This is a genomic window from Plantactinospora sp. CNZ320 (assembly GCF_002846275.1).
Map to the genome: position 1 here is coordinate 1,778,182 of NZ_PJMP01000001.1, position 24,327 is coordinate 1,802,508.

Annotated in this window: 18 protein-coding genes; 10 read left to right on the forward strand and 8 right to left on the reverse strand. The window is 70.2% G+C overall.

Features of this window, described 5'->3' with window-relative positions:
- The first annotated feature begins 394 nt into the window (after positions 1-394).
- Complete coding sequence (locus CLT71_RS36395) at positions 395-1,600, forward strand: FG-GAP repeat domain-containing protein (protein ID WP_486483125.1); 1,206 nt, start codon at positions 395-397, stop codon at positions 1,598-1,600.
- A 3-nt stretch (positions 1,601-1,603) separates the two neighbouring features.
- Here CLT71_RS36395 and CLT71_RS07685 read toward each other — a convergent pair whose 3' ends face one another.
- Positions 1,604-3,934: an AfsR/SARP family transcriptional regulator gene (locus tag CLT71_RS07685; protein ID WP_158242202.1), complete on the reverse strand. Its 2,331-nt coding sequence runs from the start codon at positions 3,932-3,934 to the stop codon at positions 1,604-1,606.
- Positions 3,935-4,402: 468 nt separating this feature from the next.
- Here CLT71_RS07685 and CLT71_RS07690 point away from each other — a divergent pair, with 468 nt between their 5' ends.
- The gene (locus CLT71_RS07690) at positions 4,403-5,356 is read left to right on the forward strand and encodes an endonuclease/exonuclease/phosphatase family protein (protein ID WP_101366499.1); all 954 of its coding nucleotides are present in this window, start codon (positions 4,403-4,405) and stop codon (positions 5,354-5,356) included.
- A gap of 100 nt (positions 5,357-5,456) precedes the next feature.
- Here CLT71_RS07690 and CLT71_RS07695 read toward each other — a convergent pair whose 3' ends face one another.
- The 7 genes from CLT71_RS07695 to CLT71_RS07725 form a co-directional block, all read right to left on the reverse strand.
- Positions 5,457-6,128 (reverse strand): FadR/GntR family transcriptional regulator, encoded by a 672-nt coding sequence (locus CLT71_RS07695; protein WP_101371241.1) that lies wholly within the window; start codon positions 6,126-6,128, stop codon positions 5,457-5,459.
- A gap of 47 nt (positions 6,129-6,175) precedes the next feature.
- Entirely contained in the window at positions 6,176-7,027 is an 852-nt protein-coding gene (locus CLT71_RS07700; RefSeq protein ID WP_101366500.1) for an amidohydrolase family protein, read from the reverse strand.
- Positions 7,024-8,031 (reverse strand): aldo/keto reductase, encoded by a 1,008-nt coding sequence (locus CLT71_RS07705; protein WP_101366501.1) that lies wholly within the window; start codon positions 8,029-8,031, stop codon positions 7,024-7,026. Before CLT71_RS07705 ends, CLT71_RS07700 begins: the two co-directional genes overlap by 4 nt.
- Positions 8,028-8,360 carry an L-rhamnose mutarotase gene (locus tag CLT71_RS07710; RefSeq protein WP_101366502.1) on the reverse strand — a complete coding sequence of 111 codons (333 nt, stop codon included), beginning with the start codon at positions 8,358-8,360 and terminating at the stop codon, positions 8,028-8,030. Before CLT71_RS07710 ends, CLT71_RS07705 begins: the two co-directional genes overlap by 4 nt.
- 92 nt (positions 8,361-8,452) lie before the next feature.
- Positions 8,453-9,283, reverse strand: coding sequence for an SDR family oxidoreductase (locus CLT71_RS07715; protein WP_486483126.1), 831 nt, complete (start codon positions 9,281-9,283; stop codon positions 8,453-8,455).
- Positions 9,280-10,599 (reverse strand): L-fuconate dehydratase, encoded by a 1,320-nt coding sequence (locus CLT71_RS07720; protein ID WP_101366503.1) that lies wholly within the window; start codon positions 10,597-10,599, stop codon positions 9,280-9,282. The genes CLT71_RS07715 and CLT71_RS07720 overlap by 4 nt, the downstream gene beginning before the upstream one ends.
- Positions 10,596-11,426 (reverse strand): fumarylacetoacetate hydrolase family protein, encoded by an 831-nt coding sequence (locus tag CLT71_RS07725; RefSeq protein ID WP_486483127.1) that lies wholly within the window; start codon positions 11,424-11,426, stop codon positions 10,596-10,598. The genes CLT71_RS07720 and CLT71_RS07725 overlap by 4 nt, the downstream gene beginning before the upstream one ends.
- A gap of 248 nt (positions 11,427-11,674) precedes the next feature.
- Between CLT71_RS07725 and CLT71_RS07730 the strand changes: the two genes are divergently transcribed.
- The 8 genes from CLT71_RS07730 to CLT71_RS07765 all read left to right on the forward strand — a co-directional run bounded on the left by CLT71_RS07730 (position 11,675) and on the right by CLT71_RS07765 (position 24,284).
- Complete coding sequence (locus CLT71_RS07730; RefSeq protein ID WP_486483128.1) at positions 11,675-14,125, forward strand: glycoside hydrolase family 95 protein; 2,451 nt, start codon at positions 11,675-11,677, stop codon at positions 14,123-14,125.
- 272 nt (positions 14,126-14,397) lie between these two features.
- Positions 14,398-15,486 (forward strand): hypothetical protein, encoded by a 1,089-nt coding sequence (locus CLT71_RS07735; RefSeq protein WP_143743403.1) that lies wholly within the window; start codon positions 14,398-14,400, stop codon positions 15,484-15,486.
- A 400-nt stretch (positions 15,487-15,886) separates the two neighbouring features.
- Positions 15,887-17,083, forward strand: coding sequence for a TIR domain-containing protein (locus CLT71_RS07740; RefSeq protein WP_101366506.1), 1,197 nt, complete (start codon positions 15,887-15,889; stop codon positions 17,081-17,083).
- The gene (locus CLT71_RS07745) at positions 17,080-19,350 is read left to right on the forward strand and encodes a hypothetical protein (protein ID WP_101366507.1); all 2,271 of its coding nucleotides are present in this window, start codon (positions 17,080-17,082) and stop codon (positions 19,348-19,350) included. Before CLT71_RS07740 ends, CLT71_RS07745 begins: the two co-directional genes overlap by 4 nt.
- Before the next feature lie 41 nt (positions 19,351-19,391).
- Complete coding sequence (locus tag CLT71_RS07750; RefSeq protein WP_101366508.1) at positions 19,392-21,047, forward strand: hypothetical protein; 1,656 nt, start codon at positions 19,392-19,394, stop codon at positions 21,045-21,047.
- Between the two features lie 8 nt (positions 21,048-21,055).
- On the forward strand, positions 21,056-21,733 hold the full coding sequence (locus tag CLT71_RS07755) for a vWA domain-containing protein (RefSeq protein ID WP_101366509.1): 678 nt from the start codon (positions 21,056-21,058) through the stop codon (positions 21,731-21,733).
- Between the two features lie 23 nt (positions 21,734-21,756).
- Positions 21,757-22,713 carry a protein phosphatase 2C domain-containing protein gene (locus CLT71_RS07760; protein ID WP_158242203.1) on the forward strand — a complete coding sequence of 319 codons (957 nt, stop codon included), beginning with the start codon at positions 21,757-21,759 and terminating at the stop codon, positions 22,711-22,713.
- A complete protein-coding gene (locus CLT71_RS07765) occupies positions 22,710-24,284 on the forward strand; it encodes a hypothetical protein (RefSeq protein WP_143743405.1) in 1,575 nt (524 codons plus the stop codon). Before CLT71_RS07760 ends, CLT71_RS07765 begins: the two co-directional genes overlap by 4 nt.
- Positions 24,285-24,327: the final 43 nt, after the last annotated feature.

The following is a 24,327-nucleotide window of genomic DNA, read 5'->3' on the forward strand; positions in this document are numbered from 1 at the left end:
GTGACGCTACCGCCGGAATACAGGGGCGCTGGAGGGTCGCGCCCCAGTATTTCCCCGGCACATCCCGTCCCCGGTCGCGGGGAACGGCATCCGGGCGCCGGGACGGCGCCCGATCTGACCTCGGGAGGCACCCATGGTCCGGCACCATCTCGTCCGACATGCGTTGGCCGGCGTCCTGATCGCGGCGGGGTTGGTCCTGCCCGCCGCCCCGGCCGCGGCCGAACCCCATCCTGACGTCCCGGGTATCACAGACATCGGGGTGGCGTACCGAACGGCACCGTGCGATCCGGCCGGACCCACCGCAGCCGACGCCACTGTGGCCAATCGACTCAACCAGCAGCTCGGCGCCAAGATGCGCGGCTACATGACGGCGTACCGGGTCTCCTGTGCCCGGATGGTCGTCAGGGCGGTACGGGACCGTGGCCTGCACCAGCGGGCGGCGGTCATCGCCATCACGACGACAATCGTCGAGAGCAGCATCGACAACGTGGCGGAGACGGTCGATCACGACAGCCTCGGTCTCTTCCAGCAGCGCGCGTCCTGGGGTTCCGCCGCCCAGCGCCTCGATCCGACGTGGGCCACCAATGCGTTCCTCAACCGGATGCTGGCGCTGTACCCGAACAACGGCTGGATGAGCGCCCCTATCGGTGAGATCTGCCAACGGGTCCAGGTGTCGGCGTATCCCAGCCGGTACCAGCCGCAGGCCGGTGACGCGCAGATCATCGTCGACAACGTGTGGCCGTACACCGGTCGGAGCCGGACCGGTGGTGATGTGGCCTGGTTGCAGGGCGACACGATCTACACACTCACCGGACCCACCTTCGCCACCGTCGGCTCCGTCAACGGCATCGGCATACCAAAATGGGCAGGCGTCGGCGACTACAACCGCGACGGCCGAAACGACCTCTTCTGGTTCTACCCCAACGAAACAATCCACAGCGCCGAATCCAACGGCACCACCTTCATCAACTGGGCCCAACGCCGAGGCCCAGGCATCGGCGCCCCCGACTGGGCAGGCGTCGGAGACTTCAACGGCGACGGCTTCCGAGACGAAATCGCCTGGCAACAAGGCGGAACCGTCTTCACCCTACGCGGACCCACCTTCGCCACCGTCGGCGAAGTAACCGGCATCGGCATACCCAAATGGGCAGGCGTCGGCGACTACAACCGCGACGGCAAAGACGACCTCTTCTACTACTACTCCGACGGAACAATCCACAGCGCCGAATCCAACGGCACCACCTTCATCAACTGGACCCGCCGCCGAGGCCCCGGACTAGGAACCCCCGACTGGGCCGGCGTCGGAGACTTCAACGGCGACGGCCAACGAGACGAAATCGCCTGGCAACAAGGCGGAACCGTCTTCACCCTACGCGGACCCACCTTCGCCACCGTCGGCGAAGTAACCGGCATCGGCATACCCAAATGGGCAGGCGTCGGCGACCACAACCACGACGGCAAAGACGACCTCTTCTACTTCTACCCCAACGAAACAATCCACAGCGCCGAATCCAACGGCACCACCTTCACCAACTGGACCCAACGCCGAGGCCCAGGCATCGGCGCCCCCGACTGGGCCGGCGTCGGCAACTTCCGCTGATCGTCAGGTATTACAACAGGCGTCTCGGCCGGTGGCGTCGGCCCGGTCCAACCCCCTGGACCGGGCCGACGGCCATTCCAGCCGGCTCTCCCACCGGCCTGACGGCACGGAGGATGCGCCCGGAGCCTGGGACAGGCACCCGCCGTCCGCACCGACGGCGGATGCCGGCGAGGACAGCGCGTTCTCCAGTGACCTCGCCTCCCGCGTCAGACCCGAACCGCCGGTCTGCCGGCCGAGGTCGGCAAGGGTCTTGCGGTTGGCGCGGAGCCAGTCGTCCGGGCTACGGACCAGACGGGCGACCGATTCCCGGTCGAACCGGTACCGGGTGCCCCGCCGGAATCCCCGCCACCACGTGTGACCGGCCCGGTTCGGTAGCCAACAGCCCCGGGCGGCGAGGGCTAGATCCGTCGCGCATCGCAGCACCCGCCGTACCGCCCGGGCTCGCTCGTCCGCCGGTTCCTCGGCCTCGGCCCGCTCCCGAGCGTAGAGCCGGACCAGGTCGTCTATGGCGTACCGGGCATGCCCGTCCGGCCCGACTCCGATGTGATCCAGGAGCCTGGCGTTGGCCAGCCGTTCCGCCAGTTGTTCGCCTTCCACGATCGGAACCCTCGCCAGTGGCGCCAGCAGCCAGCCAGCGAAATCCGACACGTCGAGCAGCCCGAGCCGCCGGAGCGCGAGACGATCCGGTTCGGGAACGGCCTGGTAGCTGAGGTCGAGACTGGACCGTACGGCGAGATCGCCCACACAGAGCTCGTCCAGCCGGCGACGGTCGTCCCGCAACCGGTTTGCGAGTATGGACAACGGCCAGTCCCGCCGGGCGGCGAGCCGGGCCCCGATGATGCGTACCGCGAGTGGCAGGTTTCCGCAGAGCCGCACGATCTCGGCGGCGGCGGCCGAGTCGAGGTGGACACGCTCCTCGCCCGCCAACCGGCCGAGCAGCACCACCGCGTCCGCCTCGGACAGCGCGTCGACGACGAGCCGTGCCTGGCAGTCCAGTCCGGGCAGCGCCGGACGACTGGTCACCAGCAGCGCGCAGCCCGGCTGGGCCGGCAGCAACGGCCGGACCTGGGCCTCTCCCGCCGCGTCGTCGAGCACGATGAGCACCCTGCGCCCGGAGAGCAGGCTGCGTAGCAGCGCGGCTGCCTCGTCCTGGCCGCCGGGAAGGCTCTCTTCGCCGATCCCGAGGGCGGCCAGCATCCGGTGCAGAGCCGCGCGGGGATCGGCGGTGTGCGAGCCGGCGCGCAGTGAGACGAAGAGTTGCCCGTCGGGGAACGCCTGTCGGACCCGGTGCCCAGCCTGTAGCGCGAGGGCGGTCTTCCCGGCGCCGGCTCGACCGGAGATCGAGCAGACCACCGGCCGGTGCGCGGTGCCGGCGGAGAGCAGCGCCTTACACACCTCGTACAGCGCTCTGTCCCGGCCGGGGATCGGCGGGCCCGGCGGAGGCAGCTGCGCCGGGGTGGGGGTGCCGGTGCGGCTGCGGCGGTCCGTCGGCGGCACCGGGGCGCCGGGCAGGTCGGCACCACCGACCCGTCGCGCCGCCACGGGTACGGGGATGGGTGAGACAGCCGTTTCCCGTGGCACCGGGAGGAGCGCGGTGGGATCCGTGCGCAGGATCGCCCGGTGCAGCCGTTGCAACTCCGCGTTGGGATCCAGACCCAGTTCGCGCCGGAGTACGTCGCGCCCCTGCTGATAGACCTGCAACGCCTCTGCCCGGCGGCCGAGTTGGTGCAGTACGAGCATCAGCTGGAGACGCAGGGTTTCCCGCAGTGGGTACGTGGCCACCAGCCCGGTGAGTTCGGCCGCGAGCGGGCTGAGGTGGCCGAGTTTCAGTTCGGCGGATATCCGCTCCTCCACGGTGGCTATCCGCAACTCGTCGAGTCGGACGGCCTCGGTGCGCAGCAGGGGGGTGTCCAGGCCGTCCAACGCGGGACCGTGCCACTGGTCGAGCGCGAGGCGCAGCGCTGTCGCGGCGGCTTGGTGATCGCCACGCTTCGCGGCGTCGCGACCTCGCTCCAGCAACACCGAGAACCGGTGCAGGTCGAGTTGGTGCGGCTCGGCCGAGACGACGTAACCCGGTGACCGAGTCACGATCACCGGCTGTCGCGTCGGCCGACGGAGCACCCGACGCAGGGCCGAGACATAGGTGTGCACCAGTGCGGGGGCCGTCGCCGGAGGGTTCTCGCCCCAGATGGCGTCGACGAGCCGGGCGACCGAGATCACCTGGTTGGCCTGGAGCAGCCCGGCAACCAGCAGTGCCCGCTGCTTGGGCGAGGTCAGCTCGACCGGCCGACCGGAGATCAGCAACTCGAAGGAGCCCAGGATTCGGAAGTCCATCGAGTCCGCTTCCCCGAGGTCGGGGTCACGAGTGGAGCGTGCGCGAGAGACAGTCATTGCGATGCTCCCAATCACCATAGGCCAACGGTGGAGAATATTTACCGGGGTCGACCTAGCACTGGCAGTAGTTTGCAGTTACGGGACCTGTGGACGCAACCCACCAGCAAAGATGATCAATGGTGACCAGGGGGACGGCGGACCAGGAAGGACCAGGCGATGGTGAATTGTCGACTTCGTCGCTTTAAGCTTTCCTTCAGCGAGCGGGAGCTCTACGTAGGATATTGCCAAGGGCGCTCAGGTTTGCGACCATTGCCAGCGCACGGGTGGAGCCGAGCCCTGCCACTCCGAGCACCACCCCGGACGTCGACCAGTCATTCGATTCGCTGCGGTCCTCCGCGGGCTCACCGGTGTCCACTGTCGACTTCCTGTGCGATAGACCGACCCGAGCAGGAGAGAACGGAGAACGTGATGCGCCTGCCCAGGAGAGCCGCGGTGATCGTCGCCGCCCTGGCCCTGATCACACCCTTCAACGTCGTCGCGGTCCAATCCGCGCCGGCGTCCGCCGCCGAGCAGGTGACCTACCGGGTGATGACCTGGAACGTCGCCGGCTGGAAGCTGCACCGGGGCTCCACGACCAACGGACTCGCCAAGGTCGTCGTCAACGCCGCGCAGAACGCCAACGTCGACTTCTTCGCACTCAACGAGCTCTGCCGGGGCCAGTACACGGCGGTGATCGAGGAGCTGCGTCGCCGTAACTGGATGCAGGACCCGGAAAACTTCTCACGCTTCGAGAAGACGAACCCGACCGGGGACGACGGCAGTTGCAACTACTCGCAGAGCGGCATCGCGATCTTCAGCAAGGTGCCGTTCGGCAACGCCACCCGCCTCATGCTGCCCGACGACGGCCGGATGGAGAAGCGCAAGCTGCTCTGCGCGCCGCCGCAGAACCGGCCGACGGTGAAGTTCTGCACCACCCACATCACGCACCTCGGAACCGGACTCAACGGGGTACCCAACATCAACCGGGTCCAACTGGACTTCGTCCTGGCCCGGATGGAGGAGTTCGAGGCCGCGGGGCACACGGTGCTCATCGCCGGTGACTTCAACGCGCAGCCGCACTACGGCCGGATCAACCAGTGGTACTCCACCACCCTGGACCACCCGAACAACCACGACAACACCGGCCGCTACCGGGAACTCGACGACACCGACTCCCGCTGCTACGGCTACGGCGAGACCACCTCGCCACCCGGGCACACCGGAGGACTCTGCGACCAGGGCAAGAAGCTCGACCTGATCTTCGTACGGGACAACAAGTACGTCGGCGCCTACGACTCGGACAGCGTCTCCATCTCCAACGAGTGCGGCGGACCCTGCTCGGATCACCGGCACGTCTGGGGCAGGGTGACAATCCTCGCCTGACGTACCTCGATGCAGCAGCCTGCCCGGCTCGACGCAGCAGCCGGTCTGGCCGGCTCCCTGGGACGCTCGCGCGCTCCGGCAAGGGGGCCGGCCAGCCGGCTCAGAGGACCCGGCGCAGCCACTCCTCCACCCCGGCGATGTGCACGGTCGCCCAGGCCCTGGCCAGTTCCGGCTGCCCGGACGCGACCGCGTCCAGGATGGCCGCGTGCTGCTCCCTGGTCTTGCTGACCGCACCCTCCTGGGTCAGCCCCCGCCAGATCCGGGCCCGGGTGGTCGGGCCGGAGAGGCTGTCCAGCAGCGACGTCAGCACGTTGTTGCCGGCGCACGCCGCGATCTGCCGATGGAACTCCAGGTCGTTGGCGACCAGTTCGTCGATGCTGGGGTCCTCACCGAGCCCGTCCAGCACACCCCGCAGCTTCGCCAGGTGCCCCTCGGTCATCCGCTGCGCCGCCAGCGCCGTCGCGGCCGGTTCCAGGATCCGGCGTACCTCCAGGAACTCCAGCACCGTGTCGTCGCGGTGGAAGTCGACGACGAAGGTCAGCGCATCAAGCAGCAGCGCCGGATCGAGGCTCGTCACGTAGGTCCCGTCGCCCTGGCGTACGTCGAGGACCCGGATCAGTGAGAGCGCCTTGACCGCCTCCCGCAGCGAGTTGCGGGACAGGCCGAGTCGTTCGGCCAGGTCGGGCTCCCGGGGCAGCCGGTCACCGGGACGCAGTTCACCGGCGACAATCATCTGTTTGATCTTGTCGATCGCCTCGTCCGTGACCGCCACGCGTGCCTCCCACATCCTTGCGCCGTACCGCGAAGACCAGGCGCCGGCTAGGTGCCGAGCCGGTAGGTCCGGATCGCCGTTTCGCCGAAGACCGCCTCCCGCTCGCCCGTCGACAGCGGCGGCAGCACTTCGGTCAGGGCCGCCAGCACCGCGCCGTAGCCGGCGGCGAGCCGGCAGACCGGCCAGTCCGAGCCGAACATCAGCCGTTCCGGCCCGAACAGCCGGATCGCTTCGGCGACGAACGGCCGCAGGTCGGCCGGACGCCACCGCCGCCAGTCGGCCTCGGTCACCAGACCCGAGAGCTTCGCCGTCGCGTTCGGCGCGGCGGCCAGCTCCGCGACCGGGCCGGCCCAGGTCGCCAACCCGGCCGCGCCGTCCCGGATCGCCGGCTTGCCCAGGTGGTCGAGGACGAACCGCAGCTCCGGCACGTCCCGGGCGGCCCGGGCCACCGCCGCCACCTGGTCCGCCCGGCAGACCACGTCGAAAGCCAGTCCGGCTTCCGCGACGGTACGCAGTCCGCGCCGCACCTCCGGCCGGTCCAGGTAGTCCGGGTCGGTCTCGGCCTGCAGTTGTGGCCGGATCCCGACCAGCAGCTCGCCGCCGGGCAGCCGACGGTAGCCGGCGATGGTCTCGGCCAGCGCCGGGTCGGCCGGATCGGCCCAGGCGACCACCCCGGCGATCGGCGGGCAGCCGGCGGCGTAGCCGAGCAGGATCTCCGCCTCGGCGGTGTCGCACCTGCCGCCCTCGACCAGCACAGTCCGGTCGACCCCGGCCGCGTTCAGCTCGGCGGCCAGGTCAGCGGGGAGGAAGGATCGGCGGATCGGGGCCAGCTCGGGTGCGTCCAGCCAGCGGTAGCCGTCCTCGATCCGCCAGAGGTGGTGGTGCGCGTCGACGATCACGGCGCAGCCACCCGGGTCGGGACGGGCGCGTCGGGGCGGAGCAGTCCCACGGCGACCAGCTCCGACCAGAACTCGCCGGGCGGGGGTTCGGCGGCGAGCAGTGCGGCGTTCCGGCGTACCTGCTCGGGGTTGTGCGCGCCGACCACCACGGAGGCGACGGCGGGGTGCGCGGCGGCGAAGGCGAGCGCCGCCGCCGGCAGCGTGCTGCCGTGCGCGACGCAGAGCCTGGCGATCGCCCGGGCCCGGTCCAGGATCTCGGCCGGGGCGTCGGCGTAGTCGTAGGGCAGCCCGGCGTGCGGCCGGTCGACGGCGAGCAGTCCGCTGTTGAAGACGCCAGCGTTCAGCACCGAGACGCCGCGCCGTTCGCACTCCGGCAGCAGGCTGTCCAGTGCCGGCTGCTCCAGCAGGGTGTACCGGCCAGCCACCATCACCGCGTCGATGTCGGTCTCGGTGACGAACCGGTGCAGCACCTGCCACTGCTTCGTGCCGACCCCGATGGCACCGACGACCCCCTCGGCGCGCAGCTCGTGCAGGGCCGGATAGCCCTGCTCCAGCGCCTGTGTCCGGTGGTCCTCCGGGTCGTGGATCAACACCAGGTCGATCCGGTCCAACCCGAGCCGGACCAGGCTCGCCTCCAGCGACCGCCGGACACCGTCGGCGCTGAAGTCCCAGCGTCGCCGGTGGTCGGCCGGTACGTCGAAGCCCTCGTCGTCCCGCCGTCCCGCCCCGGCCGGGTCAGGTACGAGCAGCCGCCCCACCTTGCTGCTCACGGTGTACTCCGCACGTGGCAGCGTACGCAGCGCGTCGCCGAGCCGGCGCTCGGAGAGGCCGAGCCCGTAGTGCGGGGCGGTGTCGAAGTAACGGATGCCGGATTCCCAGGCCGCCGCAACCGTCGCCAGCGCCTCGGTCTCGGCCACCGCCGTGTAGAGGTTGCCGATCGGGGCGCAGCCGAGGCCGAGCGGGCTGACCAGCACCTCGGAACGCCCCACCCTGATCCCGGTCATGTCGTCTCCTCACCGTCTGCCGGCAGTTCCCAGACCAGCGACAGGCCCGAGTCGGCGCCGGAGTAGTCGTCGCGTACCTCCAGCAGTTCCGCCATCCGAGCCTGCCACGGCACGTTCGCCGGATGGTCGCGCAGTTCGTGCCGCATCCGCCGGTAGTCCTCCACCTCGACCAGGTGGAACAGGTCCTGCCCGTCCCGCCAGATCCGCCAGCTGCGTACCCCGGCGGCGCGCAGCGCGCTGTCCAGTTCGGCGGGGATGACCCGGTGGACACTGTCGTACTCGTCCTCGCGCCCGGCCTTGAGCCGGGTGTGCAGGGCGATCCGCTCCATGACCGCGAAGCTCCTTCCAGTCGATCCGTGGCCCCCGCTGGCCGTCCCCGACCCGGCGGTGCGGTGGACGCCGCCCGTCGGGGTGGGAGTGGTCAGCCCGGCGGGTCCGGCCGCAGCCGCAGCCCGTACATGCCGCCGTCCACTCCCAACACGGTGCCGGTGGTCGCCCCCGACAGCGGGCTGGCCAGGTAGGCGATCGCCGCAGCCACCTCGTCCGCACCCACCAGCCGACCGGTGGGCTGGCGGGCCTGGAGCGCGGCGAGTTCCGCCGCCGGGTCGTCGGCCGAGTCCAGCAGCCGGCGTACCCAGGGGGTGTCCACGGTCCCCGGGTTGACGCAGTTGACCCGGATCCCCTCCCGGACGTGGTCGGCCGCCATCGCCAGGGTCAACGACTGCACCGCACCCTTGCTGGCGCTGTAGAGCGCCCGGTTGGGCAGCCCGGCCCAGGCCGCGATCGAGCAGGTGTTGACGATCGCGGCGTGCGGGGAGCGGCGGAGGTACGGCAGGGCCGCCCTGCTCACCCGGACCATCCCGACCACGTTCACGTCGAGCACCCGGTGCCACTCGTCGTCCGGGTTGGACTCGACGGTGCCCTGCGCGCCGATGCCGGCATTGTTGACGAGTACGTCGATCCCGCCGAGCGAGCGGGCCGCGGCGGCCACCGCGACACGTACCGAGGCGTCGTCGGAGACGTCGGCGGCGATCCCGAGCAGCGGCTCGGGTACACCGCCCGGGAGCAGGTCAAGACAGGCGACCCGGGCGCCCCGGGAGGCCAGCAGGGTGGCGGTGGCCAGTCCGATCCCCGAGGCACCGCCGGTCACCACCGCCGCCAGCCCGGTGAACTCGCCGCCACCCGCCCCGGCACCGGGCGGAATCCCTGCGCTCCCGGCGCTCCCGGCACCGGGCGGGATCTCGGCGGTCACGGCACCGTCACCCCGGCAGGTGGGACGGCCCAGACCGGGCCGTTCGGATAGGCGTACCCGGTCAGGGTCTCCGGGCGCATCGTGGCGCTGAAGCCGGGCGCGGTCGGTGCCACGTACCGGCCCCGGCGGATCACCACCGGGTCGACGAAGTGCTCGTGCAGGTGGTCGACGTACTCGATGACCCGGTCCCGCATCGAGCCGGCGACGGCGACGTAGTCGAACATCGACAGGTGCTGGACGAGTTCGCAGAGCCCGACCCCACCCGCGTGCGGGCAGACCGGCACGCCGAACTTCGCCGCCAGCAGCAGGATCGCGATGTTCTCGTTGACCCCGGCGACCCGGCTGGCGTCGATCTGCAGATAGGAGATCGCACCGAGCTGGAGCAGTTGTTTGAAGACGACCCGGTTCGCCACGTGTTCGCCGGTGGCGATCCGGACCGGGGCGAGTTCCCGGGCGATGGTGGCGTGCCCGACGACGTCGTCCGGGCTGGTCGGCTCCTCGACCCAGTACGGGTCGAACGGCGCCAGCTCGCGTACCCAGGCTATCGCCTGCGGCACGTCCCAGCGCTGGTTGGCGTCGACGGCGATCCGGATGTCCGGCCCGCAGGTCTGCCGGGCGATGCCCATCCGCCGGATGTCGTCGTCCAGGTCGGCACCGACCTTCAGCTTGATCTGGGTGAAGCCGTCGGCCAGCGCCTCCTGGCAGAGCCGGCGCAGCTTCTCGTCGTCGTAGCCGAGCCAGCCCGGCGAGGTGGTGTAGGCGGGGAAACCCTCGCGCAGCAGGTGTTCCTCCCGTTCGGACCGGCCGGGGCGGGCGGCCCGGAGGATCCGCAGCGCCTCGTCGCGGGTCAACGCGTCGCTGAGATAGCGGAAGTCGACCAGGTCGACAAGTTCCTCCGGGCTCATCCCGGCCAGCAGTCGCCACAGCGGCAGCCCGGCCCGCTTGGCGCGCAGGTCCCAGAGCGCGTTGACCACGGCGGCGATCGCCATGTGCATGACGCCCTTCTCCGGGCCGAGCCAGCGCAGTTGGGAGTCGTGCACCAGTTCGCGCCAGAGGCCGCCGAGGTCGGCCAGCACCGTCTCGACCGGACGCCCGACCAGGTACGGCCGCAGCGACGCGATCGCCGCCGCCTGTACGTCGTTGCCCCGTCCGATGGTGAAGGCGAAGCCGTGCCCCTCGTGCCCGTCCCCGGCGTCGGTGCTGATCACCACGTACGCGGCCGAGTAGTCGGGGTCGGGGTTCATCGCGTCCGAGCCGTCGAGTTCGAGGGAGGTCGGGAAGCGGATGTCGGCGATCTCCAGCCCGGTGAAGATCATGCCTGCCCCACCCGCTGGCGCTGCCGCCCCAGCCCGTCGATCTCCAGTTCGACGATGTCGCCGGCCCGCAGGTACGGCTTCGGCTCGGGCTGGCCGAGTGCCACCCCGGCCGGGGTACCGGTGTTGACGACGTCGCCGGGGTGCAGCACCAGGAACTGGCTCAGGTAGTGCACGATCTCGGCGACCGGGAAGACCATGTTCGACGTGTCACCGTCCTGCTTGAGCGCGCCGTTGACCCAGAGCCGCAGGCCCAGCCGCTGCGGGTCGGGTACCTCGTCGGCGGTGACCAGCCACGGCCCGAGCGGGTTGAAGGTCTCGCAGTTCTTGCCCTTGTCCCACTGGCCGCCGCGTTCGAGCTGGAACTCCCGCTCGGAGACGTCGTGCGAGACGGCGTAGCCGGCGACGCAGCCGAGCGCCTCCTCGGGACTGTCCAGATAGCGGGCGGTCCGCCCGATCACCACGGCCAGCTCGACCTCCCAGTCGGTCTTGGTGCTGCCGCGTGGCACCAGCACCTCGTCGTCCGGGCCGACCACGGTGTCCGGGGCCTTCATGAAGACCACCGGTTCGGTCGGGAGCGGGGCGCCCGTCTCGGCGGCGTGGTCCCGGTAGTTCAGGCCGATGCAGATGATCTTTCCCGGCCGCAGCGGTGGCCCGACCCGCACTCCCTCGGGCAGCACGGGCAGCCCGTCGACGTCGATCCCGGCCAGCCGCTCGATGCCGCCGCCGGCCAGGAACGGTCCGTCCAGGTCGTCGACCACCCCACCGAGGTCATGCAACCGCCCGGCCTCGTCCAGCAGCGCCGGGGACTCCCGCCCCGGTGCGCCCACCCGCAACAGCCTCACCCGTCGCCCCCAGACCGCGATAGTCGATAAATACATCCGATGTCTATCAGGTGGGCTCGCCGGGACACAAGAGCGGACCGGTAACCGTGGTCGGACACCTCGCTTGTCTCGCCGAGGTGTCCTTTGTAACCTCATCGCCAAACATCGGATGCGTACCTGGCCCGTGATCCCGCCGCGACGTCCGCCCCGCCAGCAGCTCTCCCCCGGCCCACCTGGACGATCCGGAGGCAACAGTGGATGACCCCGACAGCACGTCGGGCGGCGCGACCACCGCCGAGGACCCGCTCATCCTCTGGTACGCCGAGCCGGCTGTCGACTGGGAGACCCAGGCACTGCCGATCGGCAACGGCGCGCTCGGCGGGATGGTCTTCGGCCGGGTCGCTGCCGAGATCGTGCAGTTCAACGAGAAGACACTCTGGACCGGCGGCCCCGGCTCGGTCGGCGGATACGACTTCGGCAACTGGACCTCGCCCCGCCCCGGCGCGATCGAGGAGGTGCGGCGCCTGATCGACGAGCGGGGCCGGCTCGGCCCGCAGGAGGTGGCGGGTCTGCTCGGCCAGCCGAAGAGCGGATTCGGGTCGTACGACACGTTCGGAGAGTTGTCGCTGCGGCTCACCGAGGACCCGGGCACGGTCACCGACTACCGCCGCGAACTGAACATCGGCCGGGCCGTCGCCAGGGTCTGCTACGTGCACGACGGAGTGCGCTACACCCGGGAGTACTTCGCCAGCCAGCCCGACGGCGTACTGGTGGTGCGGCTCGGCGCCGACCAGCCCGGAAAGATCGCCTTCACCGCACGCGTGACCGCGCCGGACAACCGGTCGAGGATCGTCACCGCCAGCGGCGGCCGGATCACCTTCGCCGGCACCCTCGACGACAACGAGCTGCGGTACGAGTCGCAGATCCAGGTCACCGCAGACTGCGGTACGGTCAGCGACGGTGTCGACGGCACGGTCACGGTGGCCGGAGCCGACGCCGCCACGCTGGTGCTGGGCGCCGGCACCGACTATGCCGCCACGTATCCGACGTACCGGGGAACAGACCCGCACGCCCGGGTCACCGCCACCGTCGACGCGGCGGCCGGGAAGTCCTACCCCGAGCTGCTCGCCGCGCACACCGCCGACCACCGGGCGCTCTTCGACCGGGTACGCCTGGACATCGGCCAGCAGATGCCGGCTGTCCCCACCGACGAGCTGCTGCGGCGGTACCGTGGTGGGCCGTCGGCGGCGGACCGCGCGCTGGAGGCGCTCTTCTTCGCCTACGGCCGTTACCTGCTGATCGCCTCCTCCCGGCCCGGCTCGCTGCCGGCGAACCTCCAGGGCGTCTGGAACAACGTCACCAACCCGCCCTGGGACGCCGACTACCACGTGAACATCAACCTCCAGATGAACTACTGGCCGGCCGAGACGACGAACCTGTCGGAGACCACCGCCCCGCTCTTCGACCAGGTCGACGCGATGGTGCCACCGGGCCGGATCACGGCGCGGCAGATCCACGGCAACCGGGGCTGGGTGGTGCACAACGAGACCAACCCGTACGGCTTCACCGGCCTGCACGACTATCCGCAGTCGTTCTGGTTTCCGGAGGCGGGTGCCTGGCTGGCCCAGCACTACTACGAGCACTACCGGTTCACCGGGGACGGCGAGTTCCTGCGCGAGCGGGCGTACCCGATGCTGAAGGAGTTGGCGCTCTTCTGGCTCGACGAGCTGGTCGTCGACCCGCGCGACGGCAGGCTGGTGGTCTCGCCGAGCTACTCGCCGGAGAACGGCGACTTCACCGCCGGTGCCTCGATGTCGCAGCAGATCGTCCGGGAACTGCTCACCAACACGGTCGAGGCGGCCGGGATCGTCGGCGGCGACGACGCGTTCCGCCGGGAGCTGCGCGACGCGCTGGCCAGGCTCGACCCGGGTCTGCGGGTCGGCTCCTGGGGGCAGCTCCAGGAGTGGAAGGAGGACCTGGACGATCCGGACGACCACCACCGGCACGTCTCGCAGCTGTTCGCCCTGCACCCGGGCGCGCAGATCACCGCGCTGGACGACCCGGAGCTGGCCGCCGCCGCCAAGGTCTCGCTCACCGCACGCGGCGACGGCGGTACGGGCTGGAGCAGGGCATGGAAAATCAACTTCTGGGCGCGGCTGCTGGACGGGGACCACGCGCACAGGATGCTCGCCGAGCAGTTGCGGCAGAGCACCCTGCCGAACCTCTGGGACAGCCACCCGCCGTTCCAGATCGACGGCAACTTCGGCGCGACCGCCGGGATCGCCGAGATGCTGTTGCAGAGCCAGAGCGGTGAGGTGCACGTACTGCCGGCGCTGCCCGGCGCCTGGCGCGACGGGGCGGTGCACGGGCTGCGGGCCCGGGGTGGACTGACCGTCGACACGAGGTGGTCGGCCGGGGCCGCCACCGAGATCGCGGTCACCGCCGACCGGGCCGGCGAGGTGACCCTGCGCAGTCCGCTCTTCGCCGGGCCGTTCGAACTGGTCGACGCGGGTACCGGAACGAGGATCAACCAGACGGCGAGGGGCGACCGGTTGACCTTCACCGCCCGAGCCGGCCACCGGTACGTCGCCACCGCCCGGGTCGGCCTCGCCGTCGACGCTCCGGCGACGCTGGAGGCCGACGAGTCGGGGACGGTCTCGGTGACCGTCTCCGCGCTCGGTGACCAGCGGGTGCCCGACGAGTAACCACCCCTGTAGCTCGCCGGGCGGCGCCACCTCACCGGGCCGCTGCCGGGATCGAGGTTCGGACGCCAACGGGTTTCGGGGGCATCAGCGATAACGTCGGCGCAGGCGTACGAGCCAGCCGCGATGAAACGACCTTGATCGGCTATTCACCCAGTACGGACAGCAGGACGACACCCGCCGAAGATCATTTGTGCCGGCTCGCCTTCTCGGACCTGACACGGGCTACGCGGAGCACGAGCGACTCCTGAGGATGGCGCGTTCCGCGTATATTGATGCCCACCCGCTCGCCCTCTTTTGGGAGCCCCATGTCACCCGTAATTGCGGTTGTCGGCAGCATGGATTCGGTCCGGAACTACAACCCGCCCTGCGCGGACACCGACACGGCGTGGGCGGCGGCGACCGCGATAGGCCATGAGCTGGCGACCAGGGGATGCAGAATTGTCGTCTTTTCCAGCCGCCCGCAATATATCGAGTATGCGGTGGTACGCGGCTTCGTCGGATCGGGCCAGGCGCGACCCGGCTCGGTCGAGGTCAGGGCCCGCTACGGCGCGGACACCGTGTTCGAGCAGATGAACCTGCACCGGGACGTCTTCCTCGTCAAGCCGGAGCCCTCGGGCGACTGGGAGGTGTCCTACTTCCGTGGACTACTCGCCGCCGACGGTGTGCTGCTGATCGGCGGGGGCCGCTCTACCTTCGTCGCCGGCTTGATCGCACTGTCCCGCCGGGTTGCGGTCGCGCCGGTGGCGGCCTTCGGGGGTGCGGCTCAGCGCGTCTGGGAACGGCTCGCCAGCGAGCAGGGCCACTACACCGAGGACGACGTCGCGACTCTCGCCCAGTCGTGGCGGTCCACGAGCGCCGTCGAAATCGTCGGATCGTTGCTCGCTCAGCACGATCGACGGACGGCGGCGGAGGCGGAAGCCCGCCGTAGTGCGCTTTCCGCCCAGCGCCGCACCCTGGCCGGGCTCGGATTCGCCCTGTTGTTGCTGGCGATGGCGCTGGCCACGATCCCGATCGCCTTCGCGCTCCCAGCCGGCCTGTGGGTAAACCTGACCGCACTGGTCACGGCCGCCCTGTTGTCGTCGATCTGGGGTGCGGTGATCCGCAATGCTCACGACGGCGGCGCGGAATGGCTCCGGGCGGCAGCGCTCGGCTCCGCCGCCGGGACCATCGCCTTCCTACTGTTCGTCGCGGCACAGCTGGCGACCAACCCGGATCTCTTCGTCGGTGACGGCGCACGCCGCCTGATCTTCTTCGTGCTCGCGATCGGGTTCATCGGCGGCTTCACGTCCGAAGTGGTCTACCGCAAGCTCCGGGACCAGGACGTGACGCAGACGTCCGTGCTGCCGCCACCCGGCGCCTGAGCCGCTTCCACCCCGGGCCAACATGGGACGAAGCGAAGGTCAGCGGAACCGACCGGTCCAACGGTACGACAATTCTGGCCGACCGGCGCACCCGCCCGACCGGTCATTCAGGCTTCCGCCGCAGCCGTCCCGCCCGGGTGCTCCGGATCGTCGGGGTCCTTTCGGGGATTCAGCGAGGCCGCTCTACATGATCGGCGCCACCAGCCGTACCGAATCTGTTTCATGTTTCCCGTTGTCCATTGCCGAAGGACCCAACAACCGCTTGTCCCGGCTCGGCTGCGTTGGGACGATTGGCATCGCTTGAAAGCGCGGCGGCCGGCAAACTCCGCGCGATTCTGTATGCACTGGTTCCATCGGCCGCGGCGATCGGGAATGAGTCCATCCTAGTAAGGATTTCCTGGTGCCGGACGTATTCATCAACTACCGTTCTGACGACGAGGCGGGCGTCGCCGTCCTTATTGACGAAAAACTGTGCGCGAGAATCGGACCGAAGCGGGTCTTCCGGGACAACCGGTCGATCCAGCTGGGACGCGACTTCCGCCCCGAACTTTGGGGCAGTCTCGCCAAGAGCGTGGTGCTGGTGGTCGTCATCGGGAAGAGGTGGCTGGCCCGGGACGGTCGCGGGCGCAGGCGCATCGACAACCCGGAGGACTTCGTACGGCGGGAGATCGCCGGGGCGCTGTCGATAGGAATCGCTGTCGTTCCGGTCCTGGTCGGAGAGGTACCTGTGCTCCGCGCCGACAACCTTCCGGAGGACATCGCGAAGCTGGCGCATCGGCAGTACCGGCGGCTGAGTACGAGGGGCATCCAGCGGGACCTTCCCCTCCTGATCGAGGAACTCGCCAGCCTCGCCCGAGGCGAGCCCGCTGCGGCTGCCAGCGGGCCGGCGGCGGGACGGGACGGGACCATTCTGATGCTGCGGCCAGAGCCACCTGTTCGGGAGTGGCACGTGACGGCCCTGCACCAGGCCATCGAGCGGGCCACGGCGGATGCGGAGATGCCAGAGATGGAGACGGTGACCCGACCGACGAGGCTCACCATGTTCGTCCCGGCTGCCGTTCCGCCGATCCGGGTGCTCTCCAGGCTGGTCAGCGCCCTCGAGGCGGCCCTGGCCGACCAACCCGTTGCGGAGGGCGGCCCGTTGCGCGTCCGCGCCGGCCTGCACCACTCGACGATGCGCAGTGGTCAAGCGGATGCCTCCGACGAGATCGCCTACCTCCTGGATCTTCCAGCGGTCGCTGAGGTACGACGTCGAGCGACGAAAGCGGGACTCGTCCTCGTGCTGCCAGACGCCTTCTACGACGGCGTGGTGCGGATCCACCCACTGGCGGCCGATCCGTCCACCTACCTTCCGGTGCCGATCGCCGAGGGCCGAGCGCGCTGCTGGGTGCACGCTCCGGGTTACTCGTCCCCGCCGGGCCTCCGGTCGGCGCCGGAGGTCCGGTCCGTGCCCGAACCCGCCGCCGGCAGCCCGACACCCGCGGGCAGCCACAGCGTGCACTTCAACAACCACGGACCGGTGCACGGCCCCCAGGTCGGCGGCGACTGGGTCAACGGCCACAAGACCGTCCATGGCGACGAGGCGGGGTACCGATGAGCGGGGCAGCAGCGGGCGCGCCGGACCAACCGGTCGCAGCACCGACCAACACGGGACCGGCACCCGAGGGCGCGCCGGTCGGGCCTGCTGCCGCCGGTGAAGCCGACGGCAGCCCTCCACGGGCCGACGGCGGAACGAATTCCGGGACCACCCCACCGGAGCAGGGCGGTGAAGGGGACGGCGCCAGCGCCGACCGGTCCGGCGGCGCCACCTCGCTTCCCGACGGACTGCACGACCAGCCGGGGCGCGGATCGGACCGTCACCAGTTCGTACGCGACGCGCAGCAACGATTCGGCGGCGACGCCGTCTCCGGCGACAAAATCGTCTTCTATCTGACCGGCGGGCAGCAGAGCGCGCCGCTGACGAGGCTGGCGCCAACACTGGAGGAGTACGCCCGACACGCCTTCGTCTTCCCCGAGCGCTGGGACGCCTGCCGGGCCGACTTCCAGGACCGCCGCAGCGTCCTGCTCCAGGGAGCCACCGGGGGCGGACGGGTCACGATGGCGATCCGGCTCCTGCTCGGCGTCGAGTCCCGAGTGATCTACCAGCTCGACCGCCGGATCGACCTGAGCCGGATGGCGGAGCAGTTGACAGCCCGTCAGTTCGAGCGCGGTACCGCCTTCCTCCTCTGCCAGCCCGACGACGTCGGGCGGCTCGACGCCTCCACCTTCGACCGGCTGGAGGCGGCGCTCAAGGCCGCCGACGCGCGGCTCGTGCTCACCGTCGGCTCCGAGGCACCAATCCGGGACGAGAGCCTGCTCCGGCATCGGATAAGCCTGCCGGCGGCACCGTCACGACGGGAGATTCTGCGTACCCACCTCAGCTATCGCCTCGACGACGAGACCCGCGCCGACGGTCTGCTGGCGCAGCCGGACGTGGCCGAGCTGGTCAAGGAGAAGCTCGACCGGGACGGCATCACCTGTGAGGTCGCCGCCGTGCTTGCGATGCTGCTCAGCCGCGATTCGGAAACGGTGGACGTCGCCCACATCCGGGCGATGCTGATGCGCCGGGATGTCGACGAGTTCGGCATCTGGTTCGACGGGCTCGCCGACCTGGATCTGCGCTGTTTCGCGATCGCACTCGCGGTGCTCGACGGGCAGCCGCTCGAGGAGGTCGCCGCCGCCGCGCGACTGCTATACAAGCGCCTGTCGACTGGTGGCCCGCTCGTCATGGACGACAACGCATCACTCCGGGTCGCCAATCCGGATCCCTTCCGGATGCCGCCCACCCAGCTCCTGCGGGCGCTACAGGCCCACACCGCGGAGGGGATGATTCGCACACCCTACGGGTACGCGCCGGCCACAGAGATCTCGTACCGCAACCCCGACTATCCGCGCCGGGTCATCGAACGCGCCTGGCAGGGCTACCGGATCCAGAAGGAGATCCTCGGCTGGCTCGGCGACCTGTCGATGCACCGCTCCGACCAGATACGCGTCTCGGCGGGCACGGCGGTCGGTTTCCTGTCGACGCTCGCCTTCGAATATGTCCGCCGCGCCGTCCTGCACGACTGGGCGGCCAGTGACCATACCTACCGCCGGGAGGCGGTCGCCGACGTGCTGCGGGTGGCGGCCGGGGTGCCGGAGTTGCAGACCGCAGTGACCTGGCTCGTCGATGGCTGGTACCGGGCCCGAGATCCAAGGTTGCAGTCCACCGCGGCGCTGGCGCACGGCACCCGGCTCGGCTGTACCGACACCACCAGGTCGGTCCGCGCGCTGGAGCGGCTGACCATGGTCACGGACCAGCAGGTGCAGGTCGGCATCTGCCGAGGATTCGCGGCGCTGCTGGCCGAGGACCCGGAGCAGTACCTTCCGCTCTTCTACGGCGTGGTCGAGCGATGCCTGGCCGATCCGAAACGGATGGATACCGCGCAGCTCATGTTCCTGCTCGTCGCTGCGGACCTGCTCAGCGACGTCACCGACGCGAACGGTGCGAAGACCCGGTGGCCGACGCTGCTGCTGCTTGCCACCCGTCATGGTCATCTGCGCCGGCCGCTCATCGAGTTCTGGGCCCGCAGCCTGTCGGGCAGCCGCTACGGCTCGGCCGCAGAGCATGTGCTGCGAGTCTGGGCCAGCTATGCGGAGTCCGACGTTGCGATCCGGGAGGCGTTCACCCGGCTGACGCGGGCTGTCGCCGAGTTCGATCCTTGGGCGGGCGCGGTGGTCACCCGCCAGACTCGCCGCTGGGACAGCGAGGACGACCTGATCCCGATGCCGAATGTCGCGCAGGCGGTGAACGCCGTGCTGCTTTCCGACCACTCCGCGAGGTGAACCCGAGCATGTCCGTTCAACTGATTCTCAGGTCCGGACCGGTGTCGCGGTTCGATGCCACCGAACGGGTCCGCGACCCGCACGTCGCCGCCGTGTATGTGACGGCCGACGGCCAGATCGAAATTCTGGACGGCGGCCGACCGATCGGGCTCGGCGACCAACTCCTGCTCCGATACCGGACGAGGTACGACGTCGACCTCAGCGATCACCAGCGCACCATCGAGCTGCGCAGTTCGCCGCCACCGGCGCGCGGTGGGATCTACCACTTCGCGACGATGGTGAACGTCGGCTTCCGGGTGACCGATCCGAGGCAGATCGTCAGCCGCAACATCCAGGACGGGCTCCGGGTGGTCTCCGACTACCTGATGTCGGAGTTTCGCGACATCACCGCCGTCTTTCCCATCGAGGAGGCCAAGGCGGCGGAGGACGCAATCAACTCCCGCTTCCGGCGTGGCGTGACGATCGGCGGATGCATCGAGCTGTACATGTGCCGGGCCCGGCTGGAGCCCGACGCGGCGGCGGTCGCCTACCTGCAGAAAGAGGAGGAGGCCAGGCGGGACAACGTGGTCAAGGCCGCCGAACACGAGCGCGACGCGGACGAGGCCCGGCGAGCCAACAGCATCGACCTGATCCGGCAAAGCGGCGCGATCGAACAGCGGGCCAGGGAACGCGACGCGCTCGCCGGGCGACCGTTCAGCATGCAGGACCTGCTCGCGCTGCACCTGGAGAGCAACCCGGGCGACACCGCCAGAGCTCTGGAGATGGCCGCCGACATGGAGGCCCGGCTGGCTGCCGAACGGGAGAAGGCGGACAAGCGGAACTGGGAGAAGTTCGAGTACATGGCGGGCCGTAACCTGGTCGAGGCGTACGACATGGGCCAGGTTAGAGACGAGGTCGTCCGCGGTGCCTCGGGGTACCCGCACCTCCCGCTCGGCAGCGCCCCCTCGACCGCGTCGGGCTGGGACGTACCGCTGCCCGAGGCCGGGGAGGGTGCAGACCGGTCGGGCAGTCGGGCGCCCGGCCTGATACCGATCTACCTGGTGATCGACGAGTCACCGGCGATGGCCGCCGGGATCGACGCGCTCAACGCCGGCCTGCGGACTCTCTACGACACCCTGGTCGCCACCCCGGAGGTCGCCGAGGTGGTGCGGCTTGCGGTGCTGAGCTATGCCGACGGGGCCTCGGTCCGGATACCCGTGAGCACCGCGAGGCCGGGCGTCCGCCTTCCGGCGTTCACAGTCGGCGCCGGACCCGCCAGGCTCGCCAACGCGTTCTCGCGCCTGCTGAACTGCATCCCACAGGACGCGGTCGCGCTCAAACAGGAAACCTCGTCACTGCGCCGCCCTCAGGTGCTGATGCTCAGCGGTGACCGGCCCGCCGAGGACCACTGGACCGACGTACACCGCCAACTCTCCGATCGGGCCAGTCAACGCTACGCGCCAGACCTGATCGCCTGCGGCGTCGGCCCGGCCTCGGCGCAGACGGTCCTCCGGATCGCCACCCGGCCGGAGCTGGCCTTCGTCGCCCCGGCCGATGACGTCGCCGAGGCGGCCCGCCGATTCTGCACCTTCGCGCTACGCCGGGTCCTCGAATACGGCCGCGCCGTCCTCGACGGCGACCAGAACTCCGTCGTCACCGGGCCGGACGGTTTCCGCCCGGCCAGCGAACTGCTTGCGCCGCCACCCCAGGGAGAGTGATCCAGCACATGCCGGACGTACGCGGACACCTACTGCCGATCTACGTACTGGCCGACGAGTCAGCCTCGATGCGGCGCCTCGTCGGTGAACTGAACGCGGGCCTCGCCTCGCTGCACCAGGCGCTGCTGGCCGAACCAATGGCGGCGGCCAAGGTGCGCTTCTCCGTCATCGGATTCTCCGACACCGCCGTGCTGCGGATGCACCTGGCCGACCTGCGCCGGGTCGATGCGATGCCACCGTTGACCTGTCGGAGCGCCACGAACTTCGGCGCCGCGTTCCACATGCTGCTACGGCAGATCCCGACCGATATCGGGCAGCTGAAGTCACAACAGTACGCAGTGCACCGCCCGGCGGTGTTCTTTCTCAGCGACGGCCAACCCAGTGACGGCGGGAACTGGCGACGGCCCCACCAGCAACTCGTCGACCGGAACCAGACCCTTGGCGCGCCGAACATCATCGCCTGCGGCATCGGCGATGCCGAGGCATCTACCATCCTGGAGGTCGCCACGCGCCCGGAGTACGCATTCGTCTCCATCCAGGGCTCCGACATCGGGCAGGCCATCGCGAAGTTCTGCGCCGCGCTCACCAAGAGCGTGATCGAGTCGGGCCGGTCGATGGCAAGCGGCAAGGCCGAACTCCGGGTAGGCCGCCCGGAGGGCTTTCACATGGCGATCGACGTGGTGTGAGGATGCTACTACGACGTGGCCGGGTGGCCGATCCGCGAACCACCACCGCCGGAGATGTCCGGGACGAACCGCCGGACAGCTCCAGTGGGCAGCCGCGCATCCGCAACGGCCCGGCACCCGGCCAGTGGGCGCCGATCGTGGTCGACGAGCCCGCCGACTCCTTCGATCCCCGGCCGACGCCCGGGCGCCAACCTGACACGGTCTGCGACGGTTGGACGACGCCGGACTTCGTTGTTCGGATGGCCTCGGTACGCGGAAACGCCCACCGGCACGCCGGAAAGTACCGCCAGGACGACGCCGGCGTCCTACTGCACCGGCCTACCGGAACGGTGCTGTTCGCGGTGATGGACGGAGTCGCCAGCGCGATGGCTGCCGAGGTCGGCGCCAGGCTGGCCGGCCAGGCCGCCCTTCAGGCCCTGGCGGAGGAGCTCGACCGTGAGCGACTCATCGACTGGCGGCGGGTGCTGACCGACGCCGCCAACGCGCTGCTGGGACATGGCCGCTACGGGCTGCGGCCGGGTGAGCGGGCCGAGGACGTGGAGCGGCGGCTCGGCACGACGATCGTCGCCGGCGTGGTCCGGGCGACCCGCTCTGGCGCGACCGCCGAACTGGTCCGCGCCGGTGACTCCGGTGCCTGGTCGTTCGACGGCTCCCGGTTCAGCAGCCTCTTCCCGTCGAAGTACTCAAGCGGTGGGCTGGTCGACTCGGCAGTGCGGGCCCTGCCGAGGCTGCCAGAGCGGATCGTACCGGTCGAGGTGCGGCTCACCAGATCGGTGCTGCTGATCGGAACGGACGGCTTCGGTGATCCGCTCGGCGACGGCACCGGCCTGGTCGGCGACCTATTCGCCACGGTCCTGGACCAGCCACCGCCGATGTTGGGGCTGGCCCACGCGCTCGACTTCTCCCGGGACACCTTCGACGACGATCGGACGCTCGTCGCGGTGTGGCCGCGTCCCGGGTGGTCGGAGAGAGCGGGATGAACGTGTTCATCGGCGGGCCGGTCGATGCCGACGCGCTCACCGTGATCGGGGAACTCGGCTCCGGCGGGCAGGGCCGGGTCAGGCTGGTGGAGGCGCCGAGAATCTTCCCAGGACGGCTCGCGTTCAAGGAGTACGACCCGGAGACGCTCGCCTCGGTGCGGGCCGACGTACTCGACCGGCTGGTGGCGCTGCGAGCGTCGGCCGGCGACAATCTGCGCACCCTGCTCGCCGAGCGGGCCGCGTGGCCGCTCGCCGCCGTCCGTCGCGGCGCGGACTTTCGCGGATTCCTCATGCCACCGGCGCCGCCGGAATACACGGTGACGCTCGCCCTCTCCGGCGACGGTCGTTCCCAGCCACTCGCGATGGAGTTCCTGCTCAACCCGATCGAGTACATGGCGAGGGTCGGCCTTCGGGTCTCGGAGCGCAACCGAGTCGGGCTGCTGCGCGAGTTCGTCCGGATGCTCGAGGTTCTGCACGGCGAGCGCGTCGTCCTGGGTGACCTCTCCCCCAAGAACGTCCTGGTGACGGTGGATCCGCCGCGCTGCTTCCTTCTCGACTGTGATGCGGTCTGCATCGACGGCGAGTCAGTGGCGCCGCAGGTGGAGACGCCGGACTGGAGGTTGCCCGAGGGCGAGACGCTCGGCACCGCCGCGGGTGACCGGTACAAGTTCGGTCTGCTCGTGCTCCGGCTGTTGCTGTCGGACCAGGCGGCCCGCGACCCCGCCGAACTCACGGCCGCGCAGCCACTCTTCGCTGACGTCGCCGATCTCGCCGCCCGGAGTTGGCAGGATCCGGACGCACGCCCCGACTGGGCTGAGTGGACAGCCGCGTTCGACGCCGTCCTGCCGCACTCGAGCGAAGTCGTTCCTCCCCCGCCGCAGCGACCGCAGTGGTGGCGAGTCACCGCCGAAGGTCTGTCGGGAGCGGCCCGTGGGCCAGCGGGAGGCAATGCGCGACCCCGGGCGACGCGGTCCAGGACCGCGCGACGGGCGTTGGTCGCTGCCGGGATCGTCGCCGCCGTTTGTGGGCTGCTGGTCTACGTCGGCGGTCGCACCGACGACGGCACCCAGACCGAGAGCGCGAGTGTGGTTCCGCCGGCAGCGGAGACGCCCACCACCGCGACGCCGGACCCCGGGTTCTCCAGCACGCCGTCGCGTGACCGGGTCGGGATGGTCCGGTTGGCTGGTACCGGCGACAGCACCGAGGTGATCGAGGTAGCCGAGTTCTTCGACGGCTACTTCCAGGCGGTCAACGACAAGGACTGGGACACCCTGCTCGCGCTTTACGACCCGGACGGTGTAGTCGACCCGACGAAGCCGGGCAGTCGCGACTCCTTCACCGAGGCGATGTCGACCACAGAGGATTCGAACGTCGAACTGATGCAGGTGGATCCACGACTGGACCCGGTACGGGCCCGGGTGACCTTCACCAGCAACCAGGCGGCCGGCTACGGCCCGAAGGGCAGACCGAACGAGACGTGTACACAATGGGATCTCACCGTCCAGTTGACGCGGCACGGCAACGGCTACCGGCTGCTGCGTCCCACGGCTGCGAAGCACCGCCCCTGCTGACCTCCAGGTGGCAGTCCACGCCGCCGGTCCGGACCCAGCCCGG

Bases quoted from the DNA above. Each gene is read 5' to 3' on its own strand.
- CLT71_RS36395 (WP_486483125.1), top strand. From the start codon at position 395: ATGGTCGTCAGGGCGGTACGGGACCGTGGCCTGCACCAGCGGGCGGCG.
- CLT71_RS07685 (WP_158242202.1), bottom strand. From the start codon at position 3,934: ATGGACTTCCGAATCCTGGGCTCCTTCGAGTTGCTGATCTCCGGTCGG.
- CLT71_RS07690 (WP_101366499.1), top strand. From the start codon at position 4,403: ATGCGCCTGCCCAGGAGAGCCGCGGTGATCGTCGCCGCCCTGGCCCTG.
- CLT71_RS07705 (WP_101366501.1), bottom strand. From the start codon at position 8,031: ATGACCGGGATCAGGGTGGGGCGTTCCGAGGTGCTGGTCAGCCCGCTC.
- CLT71_RS07710 (WP_101366502.1), bottom strand. From the start codon at position 8,360: ATGGAGCGGATCGCCCTGCACACCCGGCTCAAGGCCGGGCGCGAGGAC.
- CLT71_RS07720 (WP_101366503.1), bottom strand. From the start codon at position 10,599: ATGATCTTCACCGGGCTGGAGATCGCCGACATCCGCTTCCCGACCTCC.
- CLT71_RS07735 (WP_143743403.1), top strand. From the start codon at position 14,398: ATGCCCACCCGCTCGCCCTCTTTTGGGAGCCCCATGTCACCCGTAATT.
- CLT71_RS07745 (WP_101366507.1), top strand. From the start codon at position 17,080: ATGAGCGGGGCAGCAGCGGGCGCGCCGGACCAACCGGTCGCAGCACCG.
- CLT71_RS07755 (WP_101366509.1), top strand. From the start codon at position 21,056: ATGCCGGACGTACGCGGACACCTACTGCCGATCTACGTACTGGCCGAC.
- CLT71_RS07765 (WP_143743405.1), top strand. From the start codon at position 22,710: ATGAACGTGTTCATCGGCGGGCCGGTCGATGCCGACGCGCTCACCGTG.